The organism is Streptomyces sp. NPDC001903 (genome assembly GCF_042891345.1).
GTDB lineage: Bacteria > Actinomycetota > Actinomycetes > Streptomycetales > Streptomycetaceae > Streptomyces.
In genome coordinates, this window is the sequence record NZ_JBIASZ010000028.1 from 51,560 (window position 1) to 69,760 (window position 18,201).

The 18,201-nt window shown below is 72.9% G+C and carries 17 protein-coding genes; 7 read left to right on the plus strand and 10 right to left on the minus strand.

The genetic code is table 11. The annotated features are described in order from the left end of the window. Positions 1-42: 42 nt before the first annotated feature. The 3 genes from glpK (at position 43) to ACFYZS_RS37755 (ending at position 4,322) form a co-directional block, all read left to right on the plus strand. Positions 43-1,569: a glycerol kinase GlpK gene (glpK, locus tag ACFYZS_RS37745; RefSeq protein ID WP_389023246.1), complete on the plus strand. Its 1,527-nt coding sequence runs from the start codon at positions 43-45 to the stop codon at positions 1,567-1,569. Positions 1,570-1,606: 37 nt separating this feature from the next. Further along, entirely contained in the window at positions 1,607-3,214 is a 1,608-nt protein-coding gene (locus tag ACFYZS_RS37750) for an FAD-dependent oxidoreductase (protein ID WP_389023250.1), read from the plus strand. Positions 3,215-3,341: 127 nt separating this feature from the next. Further along, positions 3,342-4,322 (plus strand): PAC2 family protein, encoded by a 981-nt coding sequence (locus tag ACFYZS_RS37755; RefSeq protein ID WP_389023253.1) that lies wholly within the window; start codon positions 3,342-3,344, stop codon positions 4,320-4,322. Positions 4,323-4,384: 62 nt separating this feature from the next. Here the strand turns inward: ACFYZS_RS37755 and mshC are convergent, their stop codons facing one another. From mshC to ACFYZS_RS37775, 4 genes are all read right to left on the minus strand, one after another. After that, positions 4,385-5,614: a cysteine--1-D-myo-inosityl 2-amino-2-deoxy-alpha-D-glucopyranoside ligase gene (gene mshC / locus ACFYZS_RS37760; RefSeq protein WP_389023256.1), complete on the minus strand. Its 1,230-nt coding sequence runs from the start codon at positions 5,612-5,614 to the stop codon at positions 4,385-4,387. Between the two features lie 121 nt (positions 5,615-5,735). Next, the gene (locus ACFYZS_RS37765) at positions 5,736-6,650 is read right to left on the minus strand and encodes an SCO1664 family protein (RefSeq protein WP_389023259.1); all 915 of its coding nucleotides are present in this window, start codon (positions 6,648-6,650) and stop codon (positions 5,736-5,738) included. Next, positions 6,614-7,204 carry a DUF3090 domain-containing protein gene (locus tag ACFYZS_RS37770; RefSeq protein ID WP_030157160.1) on the minus strand — a complete coding sequence of 197 codons (591 nt, stop codon included), beginning with the start codon at positions 7,202-7,204 and terminating at the stop codon, positions 6,614-6,616. The genes ACFYZS_RS37765 and ACFYZS_RS37770 overlap by 37 nt, the downstream gene beginning before the upstream one ends. Positions 7,205-7,290: 86 nt before the next feature. Further along, entirely contained in the window at positions 7,291-8,037 is a 747-nt protein-coding gene (locus ACFYZS_RS37775; RefSeq protein ID WP_389023262.1) for a histidine phosphatase family protein, read from the minus strand. A gap of 99 nt (positions 8,038-8,136) precedes the next feature. Here ACFYZS_RS37775 and ACFYZS_RS37780 point away from each other — a divergent pair, with 99 nt between their 5' ends. Continuing rightward, positions 8,137-9,129 carry a magnesium and cobalt transport protein CorA gene (locus ACFYZS_RS37780; RefSeq protein ID WP_389023265.1) on the plus strand — a complete coding sequence of 331 codons (993 nt, stop codon included), beginning with the start codon at positions 8,137-8,139 and terminating at the stop codon, positions 9,127-9,129. 30 nt (positions 9,130-9,159) lie between these two features. Here the strand turns inward: ACFYZS_RS37780 and ACFYZS_RS37785 are convergent, their stop codons facing one another. Further along, entirely contained in the window at positions 9,160-9,948 is a 789-nt protein-coding gene (locus tag ACFYZS_RS37785; RefSeq protein WP_389023268.1) for a ferritin-like domain-containing protein, read from the minus strand. A gap of 185 nt (positions 9,949-10,133) precedes the next feature. Beyond that, positions 10,134-11,183: an LLM class F420-dependent oxidoreductase gene (locus ACFYZS_RS37790; RefSeq protein ID WP_389023271.1), complete on the minus strand. Its 1,050-nt coding sequence runs from the start codon at positions 11,181-11,183 to the stop codon at positions 10,134-10,136. Positions 11,184-11,292: 109 nt separating this feature from the next. Here ACFYZS_RS37790 and ACFYZS_RS37795 point away from each other — a divergent pair, with 109 nt between their 5' ends. Next, positions 11,293-12,288: an aldo/keto reductase gene (locus ACFYZS_RS37795; RefSeq protein WP_389023274.1), complete on the plus strand. Its 996-nt coding sequence runs from the start codon at positions 11,293-11,295 to the stop codon at positions 12,286-12,288. Beyond that, positions 12,285-14,546, plus strand: coding sequence for an ATP-dependent RecD-like DNA helicase (locus tag ACFYZS_RS37800; protein ID WP_389023277.1), 2,262 nt, complete (start codon positions 12,285-12,287; stop codon positions 14,544-14,546). Before ACFYZS_RS37795 ends, ACFYZS_RS37800 begins: the two co-directional genes overlap by 4 nt. Before the next feature lie 85 nt (positions 14,547-14,631). Here ACFYZS_RS37800 and ACFYZS_RS37805 read toward each other — a convergent pair whose 3' ends face one another. Further along, entirely contained in the window at positions 14,632-15,303 is a 672-nt protein-coding gene (locus tag ACFYZS_RS37805) for a hypothetical protein (RefSeq protein WP_389023280.1), read from the minus strand. A 47-nt stretch (positions 15,304-15,350) separates the two neighbouring features. Between ACFYZS_RS37805 and ACFYZS_RS37810 the strand changes: the two genes are divergently transcribed. Next, complete coding sequence (locus ACFYZS_RS37810; RefSeq protein WP_030860319.1) at positions 15,351-15,539, plus strand: DUF5703 family protein; 189 nt, start codon at positions 15,351-15,353, stop codon at positions 15,537-15,539. Positions 15,540-15,596: 57 nt separating this feature from the next. On the opposite strand, the gene ACFYZS_RS37815 is transcribed toward ACFYZS_RS37810, so the two are convergent. From ACFYZS_RS37815 to ACFYZS_RS37825, 3 genes are all read right to left on the minus strand, one after another. Next, on the minus strand, positions 15,597-16,382 hold the full coding sequence (locus ACFYZS_RS37815) for a chaplin family protein (protein ID WP_389023283.1): 786 nt from the start codon (positions 16,380-16,382) through the stop codon (positions 15,597-15,599). A gap of 98 nt (positions 16,383-16,480) precedes the next feature. Beyond that, positions 16,481-16,714, minus strand: a complete 234-nt coding sequence (chpH, locus tag ACFYZS_RS37820; protein ID WP_389023286.1) for a chaplin ChpH — start codon at positions 16,712-16,714, stop codon at positions 16,481-16,483. 129 nt (positions 16,715-16,843) lie between these two features. Then, positions 16,844-18,169 (minus strand): M20/M25/M40 family metallo-hydrolase, encoded by a 1,326-nt coding sequence (locus tag ACFYZS_RS37825; protein ID WP_389023289.1) that lies wholly within the window; start codon positions 18,167-18,169, stop codon positions 16,844-16,846. Positions 18,170-18,201 lie beyond the last annotated feature (32 nt).

Sequence of the window (18,201 nt, forward strand, 5' to 3'; positions counted from 1 at the left end):
CCCACCTGATTCCGCCTACCTAGACCTGCCAGGAGCAGCCACATGACCAGCAGCACCGGCCCCTTCATCGCCGCGATCGACCAGGGCACCACCTCCTCCCGCTGCATCGTCTTCGACCGCGACGGCCGCATCGTCGCCGTCGACCAGAAGGAGCACGAGCAGATCTTCCCGAAGCCGGGCTGGGTCGAGCACGACGCCTCCGAGATCTGGACCAACGTCCAGGAGGTCGTCGCCGGGGCCATCGCCAAGGCCGAGATCACCGCCGCGGACGTCAAGGCCATCGGCATCACCAACCAGCGCGAGACCACCGTCCTGTGGGACAAGAACACCGGCGAGCCGGTGCACAACGCGCTGGTCTGGCAGGACACCCGCACCGACGCCCTCTGCAAGGAGCTCGGCCGCAACGTCGGCCAGGACCGCTTCCGCCGCGAGACCGGCCTGCCGCTGGCGAGCTATTTCGCCGGTCCGAAGGCCCGCTGGCTGCTCGACAACGTCGAGGGCCTGCGCGAGCGCGCCGAGGCCGGCGACATCCTCTTCGGCACCATGGACTCCTGGGTCATCTGGAACCTCACCGGTGGCGCCCAGGGCGGTGTGCACGTCACGGACGTCACCAACGCCTCGCGCACCATGCTGATGAACCTGCACACCCTGGAGTGGGACGCCAAGATCGCGGAGTCCATGGAGGTGCCGCTCGACATCCTCCCCGAGATCAAGTCCTCCGCCGAGGTCTACGGCCACGTCAAGGACGGCGTCCTCGCCGGTGTCCCGGTCGCCTCGGCGCTCGGCGACCAGCAGGCCGCGCTCTTCGGCCAGACCTGTTTCGCCGAGGGCGAGGCCAAGTCCACCTACGGCACCGGCACGTTCATGCTGATGAACACCGGCGACAAGGTCATCAACTCCTACAGCGGCCTGCTGACCACGGTCGGCTACAAGATCGGCGACCAGAAGCCGGTCTACGCGCTGGAGGGCTCCATCGCCGTCACCGGCTCGCTCGTCCAGTGGATGCGCGACCAGATGGGCATGATCAAGACCGCGGCCGAGATCGAGACCCTCGCGCTCTCCGTCGAGGACAACGGCGGCGCCTACTTCGTGCCGGCCTTCTCCGGCCTGTTCGCCCCGTACTGGCGCTCCGACGCCCGCGGTGTGATCGCCGGCCTCACCCGGTACGTCACCAAGGCGCACATCGCCCGTGCCGTCCTGGAGGCCACCGCCTGGCAGACCCGCGAGATCACCGACGCCATGACCAAGGACTCGGGCGTCGAGCTCGCGGCCCTCAAGGTCGACGGCGGCATGACCTCCAACAACCTGCTGATGCAGACCCTCTCCGACTTCGTGGACGCCCCCGTGGTCCGTCCGATGGTCGCGGAGACCACCTGCCTCGGCGCCGCCTACGCCGCCGGCCTGGCCGTCGGCTTCTGGCCCGACACCGACGCCCTGCGCGCCAACTGGCGCCGCGCGGCGGAGTGGACCCCGCGGATGCCCGCCGAACAGCGGGACCGCGAGTACAAGAACTGGCTCAAGGCCGTCGAGCGGTCCATGGGCTGGATCGACGACGAAGACGCCAGCTGACGCACCAGCTGAGTCAATCGACGAGGAGCTAAGAGATATGAGCACCCTGCAGAGCGTCCCCACCCTGGGTACGCACCCGACCGCCGGCTCGAACGCGAGCCGCGCCGAGACCCGTGAGCAGCTGGCCAAGGCCACGTACGACCTGCTGGTCATCGGCGGTGGAATCCTGGGCACCTCGGTGGCCTGGCACGCCGCGCAGTCGGGTCTGCGGGTCGCCATGGTGGACGCCGGCGACTTCGCCGGCGCCACCTCCTCCGCCTCCTCCAAGCTCGTCCACGGCGGTCTGCGCTACCTGCAGACCGGCGCGGTCAAGCTGGTCGCCGAGAACCACCACGAGCGCCGGGTGCTGGCCAAGGACGTGGCCCCGCACCTGGTCAACCCGCTCACCTTCTACCTGCCGGTCTACAAGGGCGGACCGGTCGGTGCGGCCAAGCTGGGCGCGGGCGTCTTCGCCTACTCCGCCCTCTCGGCCTTCGGCGACGGCATGGGCAAGGTCATATCCCCGGCCCGTGCCGCCGCCGACAACCCGGGTCTGAAGACGGACAACCTCAAGGCCGTCGCGGTCTACTACGACCACCAGATGAACGACTCCCGCGTCGCCGTCATGACGGTCCGCGCGGCCGTCGAGTCGGGCGCCGTCGTCCTCAACCACGCCGAGGTCACCGGCCTGCGCATGACGCGCGGCCGGGTCACCGGTGCCGAACTCAAGGACCGCCTCGACGGCACCGAGTTCGGCGTCGACGCGCGCGTCGTGCTCAACGCCACCGGCCCGTGGGTGGACCACCTGCGGCGCATGGAAGACAAGCACTCGATGCCGTCGATCCGCCTCTCCAAGGGCGCGCACATCGTCATGAAGCGCAAGTCGCCGTGGAAGGCCGCCATGGCCACCCCGATCGACAAGTACCGCATCACCTTCGCCCTCCCGTGGGAGGACCAGCTGCTGCTCGGCACCACCGACGAGGTGTACGAGGGCGACCCGGCGGACGTGCGCGCCACCGAGGCCGACATCCAGCAGATCCTGGACGAGGCGGCCTTCTCGGTGAAGGACGCCGACCTGGACCGCTCGCTGATGACGTACGCCTTCGCCGGCCTGCGGGTGCTGCCCGGCGGCCCCGGCGGCGTCGAGAAGGCCAAGCGCGAGACCGTCGTCTCCGAGGGCGCCGGCGGCATGCTGTCGGTGGCCGGCGGCAAGTGGACGACGTACCGGCACATCGGCCGCGTGGTCATGGACAAGCTGGCCAAGCTGCCCGGCAGCCCGCTCACCGACGACATGGAGCCGGTGAAGTCCCTCGTGCGCCGCGTGCCGCTGCCCGGTGTCGCCAACCCGAACGCCGTCGCGCACCGCCTCCTGGTGGACCGTGAGCCCGGCACCCGGATGGACCCGCTCACCGCCCGCCACCTGGCCTCGCACTACGGCTCGTTGGCCTTCGACATCGCGCGCCTGGCGAACGAGGACCCGGCGCTGGCCGAGCGGATCCACCCGGACGGCCCGGAGATCTGGGCGCAGGTCGCCTACGCCCGCGACAACGAGTGGGCCGAGACGGTCGACGACGTGCTGCGCCGCCGCACCACGGTGACGGTCCGCGGCCTCGACGACGAGTCCGTGCGCGCGCGGGTCCAGGAGATGCTGGGCCGCAAGGCATAGCTCGTACGCAGGTGGGGAAGAGGGGCGGTTCCGAGGGGAACCGCCCCTCTGTCGTGGGCTGTGGCCGGTGTCCCCTCAAGGCTTAGGCTGGCCCACGTACGCAAGGGAACTTCGGAAGGAGACCTGGGTGATCGAGCTTGAGGGCGTGCCCGAGCTGATCGACCCGGTCATGGTGGCCGCGTTCGAGGGCTGGAACGACGCGGGTGACGCGGCCTCCGGTGCGGTCGCGCACCTGGACCGGGAGTGGAAGGGCGAGGTCTTCGCGGCACTGGACGCCGAGGACTACTACGACTTCCAGGTCAACCGGCCGACGGTGTGGCTGGACAACGGGGTACGGAAGATCACGTGGCCGACGACGAGGCTGTCGGTGGTGCGGATCGGCGGCGCGAAGCCGCGGGACCTCGTGCTCGTGCGGGGCATCGAACCGTCCATGCGGTGGCGGTCGTTCTGCAACGAGATCCTGGGCTTCGCGCACGAACTGGGCGTGGAGATGGTCGTGATCCTGGGCGCGCTGCTCGGGGACACCCCGCACACCCGGCCGGTGCCGGTCAGCGGGGTCACCTCGGACGCGGACCTGGCACGGACGATGGACCTGGAGGAGACCAAGTACGAGGGCCCGACGGGGATCGTGGGCATCCTGCAGGAGGCCTGCACCCACGCGGGCGTCCCGGCGGTCTCGCTGTGGGCGGCGGTCCCGCACTACGTCTCGCAGCCGCCGAACCCGAAGGCGACGCTGGCCCTGCTGAACCGGCTGGAGGACCTGATCGACATCCGGATCCCGCTGGGCGAACTCCCGGAGGACGCGCGGGCGTGGCAGCTCGGCGTGGACCAGCTGGCCGCGGAGGACAGCGAGGTGGCGGAGTACGTCCAGACGCTGGAGGAGGCTCGGGACACCGCGGACCTGCCGGAGGCCTCGGGTGACGCCATCGCCCGGGAGTTCGAGCGGTACCTGCGCCGCCGCGACCCGGCGGCCCCCTCGGCCGAGCCGGGCGACGGCTCGTACCTGCGCGACACGTCGAGCGGCCTGACCCGCCCGCCCAAGCGCAAGCCGGACCCCGAGGCGGGGGCCGACACCGAGCCGGGCGAGGACGACACCCCGGACGCGTAGCCGGACACGCCGATGCCCCCGACCATCCGGTCGGGGGCATCGGCGGTTTCGGACGCGGCGCCCTACAGGGCGACGCCCAGGAGGGCGTCGACCGTGCGCGAGACCAGGCCCGGCGCGGACTCGTCGTCCCCGTCGGAGGCGTTCTGGGCGTCCACCCAGCGGTCCACGGCCGCCAGCGCGGCAGGGGCGTCCAGGTCGTTCGCCAGGGCCTCGCGGACCTCCTCGACGAGGGCGTCCGCCGGGAGGCCGTCCGGGCGGGACACGGCCGCGCGCCAGCGCTCCAGGCGGGCCACCGCCTGCTCCAGGACCTCGTCCGTCCACTCCCAGTCGGCCCGGTAGTGGTGCGAGAGCAGCGCGAGGCGGATCGCCGCCGGGTCCACCCCGGCGCGCCGCAGCGCGGAGACGAAGACCAGGTTGCCCTTCGACTTCGACATCTTCTCGCCGTGCAGCGCGACCATGCCCGCGTGCACGTACGCCTTGGCCATCGGGAACTCGCCCGTCAGCGCCTGCGCGTGCGAGGCGCCCATCTCGTGGTGCGGGAACACCAGGTCGGATCCGCCGCCCTGGATGTCGAAGCCCATGCCCAGGTGGTCCAGGGCGATGGCGACGCACTCGATGTGCCAGCCGGGCCGGCCGCGGCCCAGCGAGCCGCCGTCCCAGCTCGGCTCGCCCGGGCGGGCGGCCATCCACAGCATCGGGTCCAGCGGGTTCTTCTTGCCCGGGCGCTCCGGGTCGCCGCCGCGCTCCGCGGACAGCAGCCGCATCGCCTCGGCGTCGAGGTGGGAGACGCTGCCGAAGTTGGCGTCCGACTCCACCGAGAAGTAGATGTCGCCGTCCAGCTCGTACGCGGCTCCGGCGTCGCGCAGCCGCTCCACCAGCGGCACGATGCCCGGTATGGCCTCGACGGCGCCGATGTAGTGCTGCGGTGGCAGCATCCGCAGGGCGGTCATGTCCTCGCGGAAGAGGGCCGTCTCGCGCTCCGCGAGCTCGGTCCAGTCCTGGCCGTCGCGCAGCGCCCGCTCGAGGAGCGGATCGTCGACGTCCGTCACGTTCTGGACGTAGTGGACCTGCCTCTTGGTGTCGAGCCACACGCGCTGTACGAGGTCGAACGCGTTGTAGGTCGCCGCGTGACCGATGTGGGTCGCGTCGTACGGGGTGATGCCGCAGACGTAGATACGGGCGACGGGACCGGGGGCGAGGGTGATCGTCCCCTGGGTCGCGGTGTCGTGGATCTGGAGGTCGCGGCCCTTGCCAGGAAGGGCGGGGACCTCAGAAGCGGGCCAGGCATGCATGTGTCGAGCCTAACCGGACGCGTGTTCCGAAAACGAACCGGACCTGCACTGTTGGCTTGATCGGCGGTCTTGCGGTCCGGCTGGTTCTGTGCGTGACCGGGCTACGCCGGGCCGGGCCTGTTCAGACCGGCGGCCAGGGGATGGCCGGCCACTGCCCGGACGGCTGCGGGTGCACTCCGGTGCGCAGCAGATCGGCCACGCGGGCCCGTACGGCGGCCAGCTCGACCGGGGTGATCAGTTCGGCCAGCCGGGTGGCGAGCGGCTCCCCGTCGGCCAGCCGGGCGGCCAGCTCGGTGAGCACCGCGCGCGCCTCGTCGGTCAGCGGTTCGCCCGCCCAGCCCCACAGCAGGGTGCGCAGCTTGTCCTCGCGGTGGAAGGTCACGCCGTGGTCGATGCCGTAGAGCCGCCCGTCGGGTGCGGGCAGCAGGTGGCCGCCCTTGCGGTCGCCGTTGTTGATCACGGCGTCCAGGACCGCGAGCCGGCGCAGCCGCGGGTCGTCGGCGTGGACGAGCAGCGCGGTGCGGCCCTCCCCCACGTCGGCGAGGGCGACCGGCTTCCAGCCCTCCCCCGCCTCCTCGCCCTCGACGAGGGCCAGCAGGCCCCCGGCGTCGCCGGTCTCCTCTTCGGGGGACCCGGCGGCCCCGGAATCCCCGGAATCCCCTGCGGCCCCGTCGCCGTCCCCGTTCCCGTCGGCCCCGGACTCGATCCACAGCTGGACCATGCCCTCGCCGTACGGTCCGTCGCGCAGCACGGTCGGCGGCACCAGGCCCCATCCCGTGGCCTCGGAGACCAGGTAGGCGGCGACCTCGCGCCGGGCCAGGTTCCCGTCGGGGAAGTCCCACAGCGGGCGCTCGCCCTTGACCGGCTTGTACACGCAGTCGGCGCTCACGCCGCCGTACGCCACCGTGCACAGCAGCACGGCGTTGGACGCCTCGCGGATTTGGCCGACGACGGTGAGCTCGCCCCGGGCGAGCAGCTCCTCAAGTTCCCCCGTGGCGCTCACGCCTGGCGCCGGTAGCCGTTCTGGCGCGGGCACACGTGCCCCTCGGGGTCCAGCGGCAGGCTGCACAGCGGGCACGGCGGCCGGCCGGCGTTGACCACGTCCAGGGCCCGCTTGGCGAAGGCCCGGGCCTGGGCGCCGGTGAGGCGGACCCGCAGCATCGGCGGGCCGTTCTCCTCGTCCTGGAGCAGCCGCTCCTCCGCCTCGGCGAGGTCCTCCTCCGAGTCGGCGTCGAGCTCCACCAGCGCCTGCGCCTCGACGATCATCCGCTGCTCCTCGCCGTCCCAGGCCAGGGCCATGGTGCCGACGCGGAACTCCTCGTCGACCGGGACGTCCAGCGGGGCGGTGTCGGCGGCCTCGGCGGGGGCGACGGCCGGGACCGGGGCATTGCCCCCGGTACGCCGCACGACCTCGTCCAGCAGCTCGTCCATCCGCTCGGCCAGCGCCGCGACCTGGGTCTTCTCCAGGGAGACGCTGGTGACGCGGGGGCCGGAGGAGGCCTGCAGGAAGAACGTACGGCGTCCCGGCAGGCCGACCGTGCCCGCCACGAAGCGGTCCGGCGGGTCGTAGAGGAACACCTGACGGGGCACGTCCAGTCTCCAAGTCTCGGTGGCGGGGGCGGTGCTGCACGGGTGCGGCGATTAATTGGGCCAGTCCACCCTACTGCGCCCGTCGATCACGCCGCGCCCGCACCGCCCCCCACGACGGCGTTCCCGCCGTCCTCGGTCGCGCTCTCGAAGGTCTCGGTGTCCGCGGCGGCGGCCGCCGCCGCGTCCGGTGCCCGGGCCGGGCGCGGGGCGAGCGAGCCGAAGTCCCCGGTGTCGCCGAGCCGGAGCAGGAACGGCCGCGTCGGCGTGTAGCGGACGGCCGTGACCGAGCAGGGGTCCACGTGGATGCGCTGGAAGAGGTCCAGGTGCATGCCCAGGGCGTCCGCGACCAGGGACTTGATGATGTCCCCGTGCGAGCACATGAGGAAGACGGCGTCGCTCCCGTGCTCCTCCTCGATCCGCGCGTTCCACTCCCGTACGGCGTCCACGGCGCGCGCCTGCATGGCGCGCATCGACTCCCCGCCGGGGAAGGCCGCGGCCGAGGGGTGCTGCTGGACGATCTTCATCAGGGGTTCATCGGAGAGCTCCGAGAGTTTGCGGTTCGACCAGTCCCCGTAGTGGCATTCGCCGATCCGCTCGTCGGTGTGCAGCGCCAGCTCCGGGCGCGCGGCGAGCAGCGGCGCGAGGGTCTCCTCGCAGCGCTGGAGCGGACTGCTCACGACGGCGGCGAGCGGGACCGCGGCGAGCCGCCCGGGCAGCGCCGCCGCCTGCTCGGCGCCGCGCTCGTCCAGGGCCACTCCCGGCGTCCATCCGGCGAGCAAACCTGCGGTGTTGGCGGTGGACCGCCCGTGTCGTACGAGGATCAGCGTGGCCATGGCGCAAGCGTAGGGGGTGTCCGGCGGATCAGGGCCGGAAGGGCCGGACACCCCCTCAGCGGTGTCCGTCGCGTGCGGACGGAGTGCGGGCAGGGGAGAATGCCGTCCGTGATAGTCGACTGCGCCATGTACCGGGACGGCCGCCGCTCTCCTGCGCCCGAGGACCTCTCGGACGCCCTCGACGAGGCGCGGGCCGGCGGTGACGCCTTCCTCTGGGTCGGCATGTACGAGCCGACGGAGGAGGAGTTCGAGCACGTCAGCAGGGAGTTCCGGCTGCACAAGCTGGCCGTGGAGGACGCGCTCACCGCGCACCAGCGCCCCAAGCTGGAGGTGTACGACGACTCGCTGTTCGTCGTCCTCAAGCCGGTCATGTACGACGACGACACCGACACGGTCACCACCGGCGAGCTGATGCTCTTCATCGGCGACTCCTTCGTGGTCACGGTCCGGCACGGCGAGGGGGCCGCTCTGAGCGCCGTACGCCACCGGCTGGAGCACGAGCCGGAGGTCCTGCGGCACGGTCCGACGGCGGTGCTGTACGCGGTGTCCGACGCGGTGGTCGACCACTACATCGAGGTCGCGGCCGAGCTGCAGGCCGACCTGGAGGAGGTGGAGGCCGACGTCTTCGCGCCGCAGGCGACGGACACCAAGAACACCGCCGCCCGGATCTACGGCTTCAAGCGGCAGGTGCTGGAGTTCCGCCGGGCGACGAGCCCGCTCCTCCAGCCGATGGACCGGCTGGCCTTCGGGAACGTGCCGTTCGTGCACGAGCACGCGCAGCCGTTCTTCCGCGACGTCGCCGACCACCTGACCAAGGCGAGCGAGTACATCGAGGGCCTGGACCGGCTGCTGTCGGACGCGCTGGCCGCGCACCTGGCGCAGATGGGCGTCCGGCAGAACGACGACATGCGCAAGATCTCGGCCTGGGCCGCGATGGCGGCCGTCCCGACGATGGTGGCGGGCATCTACGGGATGAACTTCGACCACATGTGGGAACTGCGCCAGTCCTGGGGCTACCCGGTCGTGATCATGGTGATGGTGGGCGCCTGTCTGGGCCTGCACCGCCTGTTCAAGACCCGCGGCTGGCTGTGACGGCAGCGGCCGGTACGGCCGAGGCTCCCCCTAGGCGTACTCGGGCGTGGTCAGCGGTGCGCCGCCCAGCGCGTCGCGCCGCTCCGGCAGCCGCAGGCTGATCATCCGGTGCCAGCCGGCGAAGCGCTCGTACGCGTACATCCCGCGGATCCCGGCGGCCAGCGCGGCCGCCTTGGGGGCGGGCCAGCGCAGGATCCGGCCCATGTGGTCCATGACCGCGAGGCTCACGTCCCGGTAGATGGAGATCTCGGCGAGGGCGCTGTCGCGCAGCACCCGCTGGATGGTCCGGCCGTGCCCCTTGCCCGCGAGGCGGAGCAGTTCCTCGTGGCAGTAGGCGAGGTGGTTGTCCTCGTCGTGGCTGATCATGCGGATGGCCTTGCCGACCTCGGGGTGGTCACCGAACTGCCGGACGAGCATGACCATCTGGTCGGCCGCGCGCTGCTCGGTGACCCGGCTGTGGGCGAGGTAGACGACGATGTCCTCCTCGGTCAGCGGCTCCTCGCGGCGCAGCTTCTCGTGCGCGAGGCCGATGCCGCGCCGCTCCAGCAGCATGGTGTAGTCGGCCTCCGGCGGCACGGGTACGGGCGGCAGGCCGCGCTTGCGCAGCAGGGCGTTGAAGATCCGGCCGTGCTTGTCCTCGTCGGCGCCGTGCCGGGCGATCTTCGGCGCGAGCGCGCGCATGCCGTCGGGCACCAGGGCCGCGATCCGGGCGTTCTCCCAGCCGCCCTGGGACTCCCCGCTGGCGGCGATGGAGCAGAACAGCTGGAACGAGTCGTCGTTGTCGACGATCTCCTGGAACAGGCTGCGGGCAGAGAGCATGCATCGAGTCAACGGCCGATCGGGGAGCCCGGCAACCGTGGGGTGGCGCCGCTCGGCCGAATGAACGACGCAACGGGCGCGGGCACGGGCGTAACCCGGAGGGCGCCGCCCGCGTTGTGCCTGTGTCGGCCGTGGCGGGGAAGACCCCCGAGCCCCCACCACGGCCGCAGAGACCTCGGCCGGGCCTATGCCAGGCCGGCGCGCTCCATGGCCTCCGTGCCGGCCCGCAGGGCGGTGATCCGCTCGTCGAGGGTGAAACCGGCCGGGGCGAGCGTGAGGGTGGTGACCCCGGCTTCCGAGTAGGCCCGCATCCCGTCCGCGATCCGCTCGACGGAGCCGAGCAGGGTGGTCGAGTCGATCAGCGAGTGCGGGACGGCCGCGGCCGCGCCCGTCTTGTCGCCCGCCAGGTACTTGTCCTGGATCTCGGCGGCTTCCTTCTCGTAGCCCATGCGCTGGGCGAGCTGGTTGTAGAAGTTCTGCTTCCGGCTGCCCATGCCGCCGACGTACAGGGCCGTGTACGGGCGGAACATGTCGGCGAGGCCGGTCACGTCCTCGCCGACGGCCAGCGGGACCGTCGGGCAGACGTCGAAGCCCTCCATGGTCAGTCCGGCCTTCTCGCGGCCCGCCCGGATGTGGGTGAGCGCGGTCGCCTCCAGGTGCTCGGCGGCCGGGAAGATGAGCAGGGCGCCGTCGGCGATCTCGCCGGTCTGCTCCAGGTTCTTGGGTCCGATGGCGGCGATGTAGAGCGGGATGTGCTCGCGCTCGGGGTGCACGGTGAGCTTGATCGGCTTGCCGGGGCCGCCGGGCAGCGGCAGGGTCCAGTGCTCGCCCTCGTAGCTGAGGCGCTCGCGGCTCATGGCCTTGCGGACGATCTCCACGTACTCGCGGGTGCGCGCGAGCGGCTTGTCGAACTTGACGCCGTACCAGCCCTCGGAGACCTGGGGGCCGGAGACGCCGAGGCCGAGCCGGAAGCGGCCCTTGGTGAGGGAGTCCAGGGTGGCGGCGGTCATGGCGGTCATCGCGGGCTGGCGGGCCGGGATCTGGAGGATCGCGGAGCCGACGTCGATGCGCTCGGTCTGGGCGGCGACCCAGGCGAGCACGGTCGGGGCGTCGGAGCCGTAGGCCTCCGCCGCCCAGCAGACGTCGTAGCCGAGGCGGTCCGCCTCCTGGGCCACGGCGAGGTTGTCGGCGTCCATGCCAGCGCCCCAGTAGCCGAGATTGATGCCGAGCCGCATGTGTCGTCCCCTTACGGTGTTGCCGGTTTACCGATCAGTAACGTACGTCTGCGGGGGACTGTAGCGCGCCAGGGCGTCCGGCGGCAGTGCCCCAGTAGTCTCAGCGGTCATGGAGCAGAGGCATCTCGGCCGCACCGGACTGCGCGTGTCCCGGATCGGCCTCGGCACCCTGACCTGGGGCCGTTCCGCGGAGGGCCCGGACGAGTCGGGCGCTGCCGAGCAGTTGAAGACGTTCTGGGAGGCGGGCGGCACGCTCGTCGACACCGCCGACGTGTACGGGGGCGGTGAGGCGGAGTACCTGCTGGGGCAGTTGATCGACGGGCTGGTCCCGCGCCGGGACCTGGTGATCGCGACGAAGTCGGGCTCGGTCCGGGCCGCCGACCGCCGGGTCGACGGCTCGCGCGGGCACCTCCTCGCCGCGCTGGACGATTCGCTGGCCCGCCTGGGCACCGACCACGTCGACCTGTGGCAGGTCCACGCCTTCGACCCGGCGACCCCGCTGGAGGAGACCCTCCAGGCGCTGGACCTGGCGGTGAGCAGCGGCCGGGCCCGGTACGCGGGGGTGGCCGGCTTCTCGGGCTGGCAGCTGGCGAAGGCGGCGACGTGGCAGCTGGCGGCTCCGGGGCTGCGGACGCGGCTGGCGTCGGCGCAGCTGGAGTACTCGCTGCTCCAGCGGGGCGTGGAGCGCGAGGTGCTGCCGGCGGCGCTGGACCTGGGCGTCGGGCTGCTCCCCTCCTCCCCGCTGGGCCGCGGCGTCCTGACGGGCAAGTACCGGGACGGCACGACCCCGGCGGACTCGCGGGGCGCGTCCCCGACCATGGCCGGCTTCGTGGACCCGTACCTGGACGAGGCGGCGGGCGGCATCGTGGACGCGGTGGCGACGGCGGCCCAGGGGCTGGCGGTGACCCCGCTCCAGGTGGCCCTGGCGTGGATCCGGGACCGGCCGGGAGTGGTCGCGCCGATCGTGGGGGCCAGGACGTCGGCGCAGCTCAGCGAGGCGTTGTCGGTGGAGCCGCTTACCCTTCCGGAGGAGATCTGCCGGGCGCTGGACGATGTGTCGGCGCCCGTGCACCGCTATCCCGACCACGACTGGAGCACGCTGTGAGCACGGACCGCCAAGCCGATTCCCCGAAGGACCCGGCCACCCCCGAGGCGGCCCCCTCCGGCACGGAAGCGGCGGAGCCGCAGGGCTCCGCCGAAGCCGGCCCGGAGGACGCCGGCACGCAGGCGGCGCCGGGGGCCGACGAAGGCGCGGCCCACTCCGGCGGGCCGGAGGCCGGGGACGGGGGCGGGGACGGCTCCGGTGTGGCGGACGGCACCGACTCCGCCGAGCCCGAGGTCGGGGTCGAAGCCGAGGCCGAGGCCGAGGCCGAAGCGGGCGCAGCCGGCGGGCCGGAGGCCCCGGGCGGCTCCGACGAGGCCGCGCAGCCGGTGCTGAGCGAGGCCGCCGCCGAACTGGCCGCGCAGAAGGTGGAGCGCGAGCGCATCGCCCGCCGCAAGGCCGAGCGGCAGGCACCCGTGGAGGCCGGGGCCAAGCTCAGTGGGAAGGCCGCCGATCTGCTGGCCGCCGTACGGGCCGTGGAGAGCGGGGAGAAGCCCTCCCCCGTGTACTTCGACGAGGCGCCCACCGCCCCCCGCCGGGCCCCGCAGGCTCCCGCCGCCCCCCGTGTCCCCCGGCCCGCGGCCGGTGCCCCCGCCCCGACCGCCGCCGGCGTCGAGGGCGTGCGCGCCGTGCTCGCCCGCGGCGGCGCCCCCGAGGCGCTGGCCCTGCCGGCCGCCACCGCCCTCGGTGAGGACGCCGCCGAGCGGCTCGCGCACGACCCCTGGCGGCTCCTCGCCGTCACCGGCGTCCGCCCCACCCAGGCCGACGGCTTCGCCCGGGCCCTGCTCGGCCCCGAAGCCGGTCCGGGCGACGAGCGGCGGGCCGCCGCGCTCCTGGGCTGGCTGCTGGAGCAGGCCGCGCTCAAGGGGCACACCGCCCTGGAGGCCCCCACCCTCGAAGCCGCCCTCGCCCAGTACGGTGTGCCGGACCCGGCCGAGTCCCTGGAACAGGCCATCGGCGAGGGCACCGTCCTCGTCTTCCAGGAGCCGCTCGGCCCGCCCGCCGCCGAAGGCGAGGAGCAGCCCGTCCGCGTGCTCGTGGGCCTGGAGGGCCACGCGCTGGCCGAGGAGAGCCTGGCCGACGGCCTGGCCCGGCTGGCCAACACCTTCGACGCCCCGGCGGACTGGGAGAAGGCCGCCACCGGCCCCGGCGCGGAGCTGATCCGCGCCGTCTCCGGCCACGGCCTGGTCGCCCACACCGGCGGCGAGGCCGCCCGCGCCGAACCGCTGGCCCTGCTGGCCGCCGCCCGCGACCAGGGCCTGCGCGTCTGCCTGGCCGCGCACACCCCGGCGCACGGCGCCGTCGCCGTCGCCGACCTGCTCTCCGGCGCCGCCGGGCCCGGCCGGGACGCCGACGGGCAGTTCGCCGTGGACCTGCTCGTGGTCCTGGACGCCCCGCAACTGGACGTGGAGACCGCCGCCGCGCTCGTCGAGTCCGTCCCCGACGGGGCCCGCCTGGTGCTCTCCGGGGACCCCGGGGTACTCGGGTCCGCCGGGCCCGGCCGGGTGTTCGGCGATGTCCTGGCCGCCCGCGCCTGCCCCCAGCTGGTCTCCCGCACCCCCGATCCCGGCCCGATCGGCGAACTCGTATCGGGCATCGGCATCGGCGAGCTGAACCAGGTCGAAGCCCCCGGCAAGGAGGTCGTCATCGTCCCGGTGCGCGACGCCGGGGAGGCCGTCCACCGCGCCGTGCAGCTGGTGGCCGAGTCCGTACCGCGCGCCTTCGGGATCCCGGCGGACGCGGTGCAGGTCATCACCCCCGGCCACGGCGGCTCGGCGGGCACGAGGGCGCTGAACGCGGCCCTCAAGGAGCGGCTGAACCCGGGCCCCGGCCGGTTCGGCGGTTTCGACCCCGGCGACCGCGTCGTGCACGTGCCCTCGCCCGGCCGGGCCGTGCCGGCCCGGGTGGTGTCCGCCGACGCGCAGGGGCTGCACCTGGACGCCGCCGGCGAGCGGATCGTCGTACCGAAGGAGCAGGTGGACGCGCAGGTGCGGCACGGCTGGGCGGTGACCGCGCACCAGGCCGTCGGCGCGCGCTGGCCGGCCGCGGTCGTCGTGCTGCCCGGAGACGCGGCGCAGGCCCTCTCCCGGGACTGGGTGTACACGGCGTTCGGGCGGGCGGAGCGGCACCTGTCGGTGGTGCACGGCGTCGACCAGGCGCTGCCGCGGGCGGTCGCCGAGGTGCTGCCGAAGCCGCGCACGACCCGGCTGACGGGGCTGCTGCGGGCCCTCGTGGCGGCGGCGCAGGAGCAGCCGGAGTGACGCCGCGATGACCCCGCAGTGACCGTGCGCACCGCGGCCCCCGCCCTTTCGGGACGGGGGCCGCGGTGTCGTGTGCGGACCGGGGTCAGGCAGGGGTCAGGCCGGGCCTGGCCGCCCGGCCGCCGGCCTCTTCTTCCTCTTCCTCGTCGAACTCGTCGCTCTCCTCGTCGAAGACGGAGCTGACGTCGAACCGGTGCAGTACGTCCTGCGGATCGGTGTGCCCGAAGGGCGAGCCCAGCCACTCCCCCGGTTCCGACACCTCCTCCGAGGCCGCGATCCAGAGCGTGGAGTCCCCCTCCTCCAGGCCGAACTCCTTGTAGCGGGAGGCGATCTCGTCGGGCTCGTACTCCCCGAAGAGCACGCCGAGCGCACCGGCGGTGCCGCCGTCGAGGGCGAGCTCGGCCTCCCGGTCGTGCGCGGCCACGCGCTCGGCCTGCGCGATCAGCCTCGGCGGTTCGACGACGGCGTAGTCACGGCGGATGAGCACGCTGAAGGCGGCGGGCTCGGCGGGCCCGGTGTACGGGACACCGTCCTCGGGCGTGGGGATCTCGAACGGGGTGACCTCGTCGTAGCGGTCGTAGAGGAGCTCGTCGTACTCCTCGGCGGCCGCGGCGAGTTCGTTGAAAGCGGCGTAGACGGCCGGGTCCTCGTCCCCGATCCTGCTCTCGACCGCGGCGAGGTGGCGGTCGAGCGCGGCCTTGACCGCCTCGGCGGCGGCGCGTACCTCGGCAACACTGGGCAGAGCGGCATCAGACATAGTGCAGACGCTATCCGTAGCAGGGCTCTGCCCGCACAATAGATGCGATGCCGGAATACGAATTTGTCGACGTGTACGTGCCCCGCGGCGTGCCCCGCAAGGAGGCGACCCGCCTGCTCACCGACCATGCCGAGTACGGGAACTGGGAAATCGACAGGCTGGCCCTGTACCGGGACGGCAGCCGTCGGGTGCGGCTGCGCCGCAGGATCATCCGTCAGGTCCGCGCCACCTGGTGAGGTGGGACGGGTGACGCGGGCCCCGGTCCGGGGCCCGCGTCCTACGGCCGACGCCCGTCAGGCAGCGCTGCGGGCGCGCCGGTAGAGCACGGCGCCGGCCAGCAGCGTGCCCGCGGCCAGCGGAAGGCCCACGCCGAGGACGTCTCCCGCGCCGGTGGCGGCGAGCCCGGCCTGCTGGGCCGGCGCGATCCCCTGGCCGGGGTGGGTGACGGGGGTGACCCCGCCCGCGCCGGGCCCGGCGGGTCCGCCGGGAAGCCCGGGGGTGCCGGGGTTGCCGGGCTGGCCCGGAGTGCCGGGGTTCCCCGGGTTGCCGGGCTGGCCGGGGGTGCCGGGCGTACCCGGAGTGCCGGGCTGGCCAGGAGTGCCGGGGTTGCCGGGCGTACCCGGAGTACCCGGGTTGCCCGGGTGACCGGGGTGGCCGGGCGTTCCGGGGGTGCCCGGGTGACCGGGAGTGCCCGGGTTTCCGGGGTACCCGGGGTGGCCCGGGTGGTGCGGCTCGTCCTCGTCGCACGGCTCGTCCGGCTCCTCGGGCTCGGCCGGGTGGCCGGGGTTGCCCGGGTGCCCCGGGTGACCGGGGTGGTTCGGCGTGGCCGAGTCGTTGGAACACCGGTTCCCGAAGGCCGGGTTGAGCAGCCCCACCACCGAGACGGTGTTGCCGCACAGGTTCACCGGAGCGTCCACGGGTACGTGGTCGGAGTTCCCGGACGCCACGCCCGGAGAGTTCACGGCATGGCCGGACGTGCCGGAGTCCGCGTGTGCGTAACCCCCACCCAGCGCGAGCACACCCCCCGCCGCCGCCATGGTGATCAGGGTCTTCCTGGTGACCGCTGCCTGTCGTCGCATCGTGTTTGTCCCCCTGCGGTGTAAGAACAGCCGGGCCTCCAAAGCCCGGCGGCCCCGGAGCGCTGGAATGCGCTCCGGGGCCCAAGACTTCAGAAACGTCAGGCGTTGACGCAGGTGTTGCCGAAAGCCGGGTTCAGCAGGCCGATCACGTTGACCGTGTTACCGCAGACGTTCACGGGAACGTGGACGGGGACCTGGACGACGTTGCCGGACAGGACGCCCGGGGAGCCGATGGCCGCACCCTGGGCACCCGCGTCGGCCTGGGCCAGGCCCGCACCCGCGAGAACCAGACCACCGGTGGCAGCCGCAGCGGCGACAACCTTCTTGAACATTGTTCCTCCTAGTTGGCAATGCGGTCCCAGCCGCGGACCGCACCACCTGTAACGAGGAGGCATCACCAGGGCTACGAGCGTATGAGTGCATTCACTCTTCCCAGTGAGAAACGCACACCTTCCCGATTCTCAGCAGTTGTCGATGAATCGGTCGAGCACGCGCACGCCGAACTTCAGCCCGTCGACCGGCACCCGCTCGTCCACTCCGTGGAACATCCCGGCGAAGTCCAGCTCCGGCGGCAGCTGCAGCGGGGCGAAGCCGAAGCACCGGATGCCGAGGTCGTCGAAGGACTTCGCGTCCGTACCGCCGGAGAGCATGTACGGGACCGCCCGCGCGATCGGGTCCTCGGCCTTGAGGGCGCCCTGCATGGCGTCGACGAGCTTCCCGTCGAAGTCCGTCTCCAGCGCCCGGTCCCCGTGCACGTCCTCGTACTTCACGCGCGGCCCGAGGATCCGGTCGAGGTCGGCGAAGAACTCGTCCTCGTAGCCGGGCAGGAAGCGCCCGTCGACGTGGGCGGTGGCCTGGCCGGGGATGACGTTCACCTTGTAGCCGGCGCCGAGCATGGTCGGGGCGGCCGAGTTGCGCAGGGTCGCGCCGACCATCTTGGCGATGCCGCCGAGCTTGGCCAGGGTCGCGTCCATGTCGTCCGGGTCGAGCGGGGTGCCCAGCGCGTCCGAGAGCTCGTCCAGGAAGCTCCGTACCGTCTTGGTGACCCTCACCGGCCACTGGTGGCGGCCGAGGCGGCCCACGGCCTCGCACAGCTCCGTGATGGCGTTGTCGTTGTTCGTCATCGAGCCGTGGCCCGCGGTGCCGTCCACCGTGAGCCGCATCCAGTGCATGCCCTTCTGGGCGGTCTCCACCAGGTACAGCCGCAGGTTCTCGTTGACGGTGAAGGAGAAGCCGCCGACCTCGCCGATCGCCTCGGTGACCCCGTCGAAGAGCCCGGGGTGCTTGTCCACGAGGTGCCGGGCGCCGAACACGCCACCCGCCTCCTCGTCGGCGAGGAAGGCCAGCACGATGTCCCGCGGGGGCTTGCGGCCGCTGCGCAGCCGGTCGCGCACGACGGCCAGCGTCATCGCGTCCATGTCCTTCATGTCGACGGCGCCGCGGCCCCACACGCAGCCGTCGGCGATCTCGCCCGAGAAGGGGTCGTACGTCCAGTCGGCGGCGTTGGCCGGGACCACGTCGGTGTGCCCGTGGATCAGCAGCGCCGGGCGCGACGGGTCCTCCCCCTCGATGCGTGCCACGGTCGAGGCGCGCCCCTTGTGGGACTCGAAGATCTGCGGCTCGAGCCCGACCTCGGCGAGCTTCTCCGCGATCCACTCGGCCGCCTTGCGCTCCCCGGGACCGGAGTGGTCCCCGTAGTTGCTGGTGTCGATCCGGATGAGGTCCCGACAGAGGTCGACGACCTCGTCCTCGCCCGAGACGGTCCTGCCCGCGCTCGACTCGCTCACGCTGCTTCCTCCCACTGATCGGTACCGACTGC

Coding starts and splice junctions, on each gene's coding strand:
- glpK (WP_389023246.1), top strand. CDS start 43: ATGACCAGCAGCACCGGCCCCTTCATCGCCGCGATCGACCAGGGCACC.
- ACFYZS_RS37750 (WP_389023250.1), top strand. CDS start 1,607: ATGAGCACCCTGCAGAGCGTCCCCACCCTGGGTACGCACCCGACCGCC.
- mshC (WP_389023256.1), bottom strand. CDS start 5,614: ATGCATGCCTGGCCCGCTTCTGAGGTCCCCGCCCTTCCTGGCAAGGGC.
- ACFYZS_RS37775 (WP_389023262.1), bottom strand. CDS start 8,037: ATGGCCACGCTGATCCTCGTACGACACGGGCGGTCCACCGCCAACACC.
- ACFYZS_RS37780 (WP_389023265.1), top strand. CDS start 8,137: ATGCCGTCCGTGATAGTCGACTGCGCCATGTACCGGGACGGCCGCCGC.
- ACFYZS_RS37785 (WP_389023268.1), bottom strand. CDS start 9,948: ATGCTCTCTGCCCGCAGCCTGTTCCAGGAGATCGTCGACAACGACGAC.
- ACFYZS_RS37790 (WP_389023271.1), bottom strand. CDS start 11,183: ATGCGGCTCGGCATCAATCTCGGCTACTGGGGCGCTGGCATGGACGCC.
- ACFYZS_RS37795 (WP_389023274.1), top strand. CDS start 11,293: ATGGAGCAGAGGCATCTCGGCCGCACCGGACTGCGCGTGTCCCGGATC.
- ACFYZS_RS37805 (WP_389023280.1), bottom strand. CDS start 15,303: ATGTCTGATGCCGCTCTGCCCAGTGTTGCCGAGGTACGCGCCGCCGCC.
- ACFYZS_RS37810 (WP_030860319.1), top strand. CDS start 15,351: ATGCCGGAATACGAATTTGTCGACGTGTACGTGCCCCGCGGCGTGCCC.
- ACFYZS_RS37815 (WP_389023283.1), bottom strand. CDS start 16,382: ATGCGACGACAGGCAGCGGTCACCAGGAAGACCCTGATCACCATGGCG.
- chpH (WP_389023286.1), bottom strand. CDS start 16,714: ATGTTCAAGAAGGTTGTCGCCGCTGCGGCTGCCACCGGTGGTCTGGTT.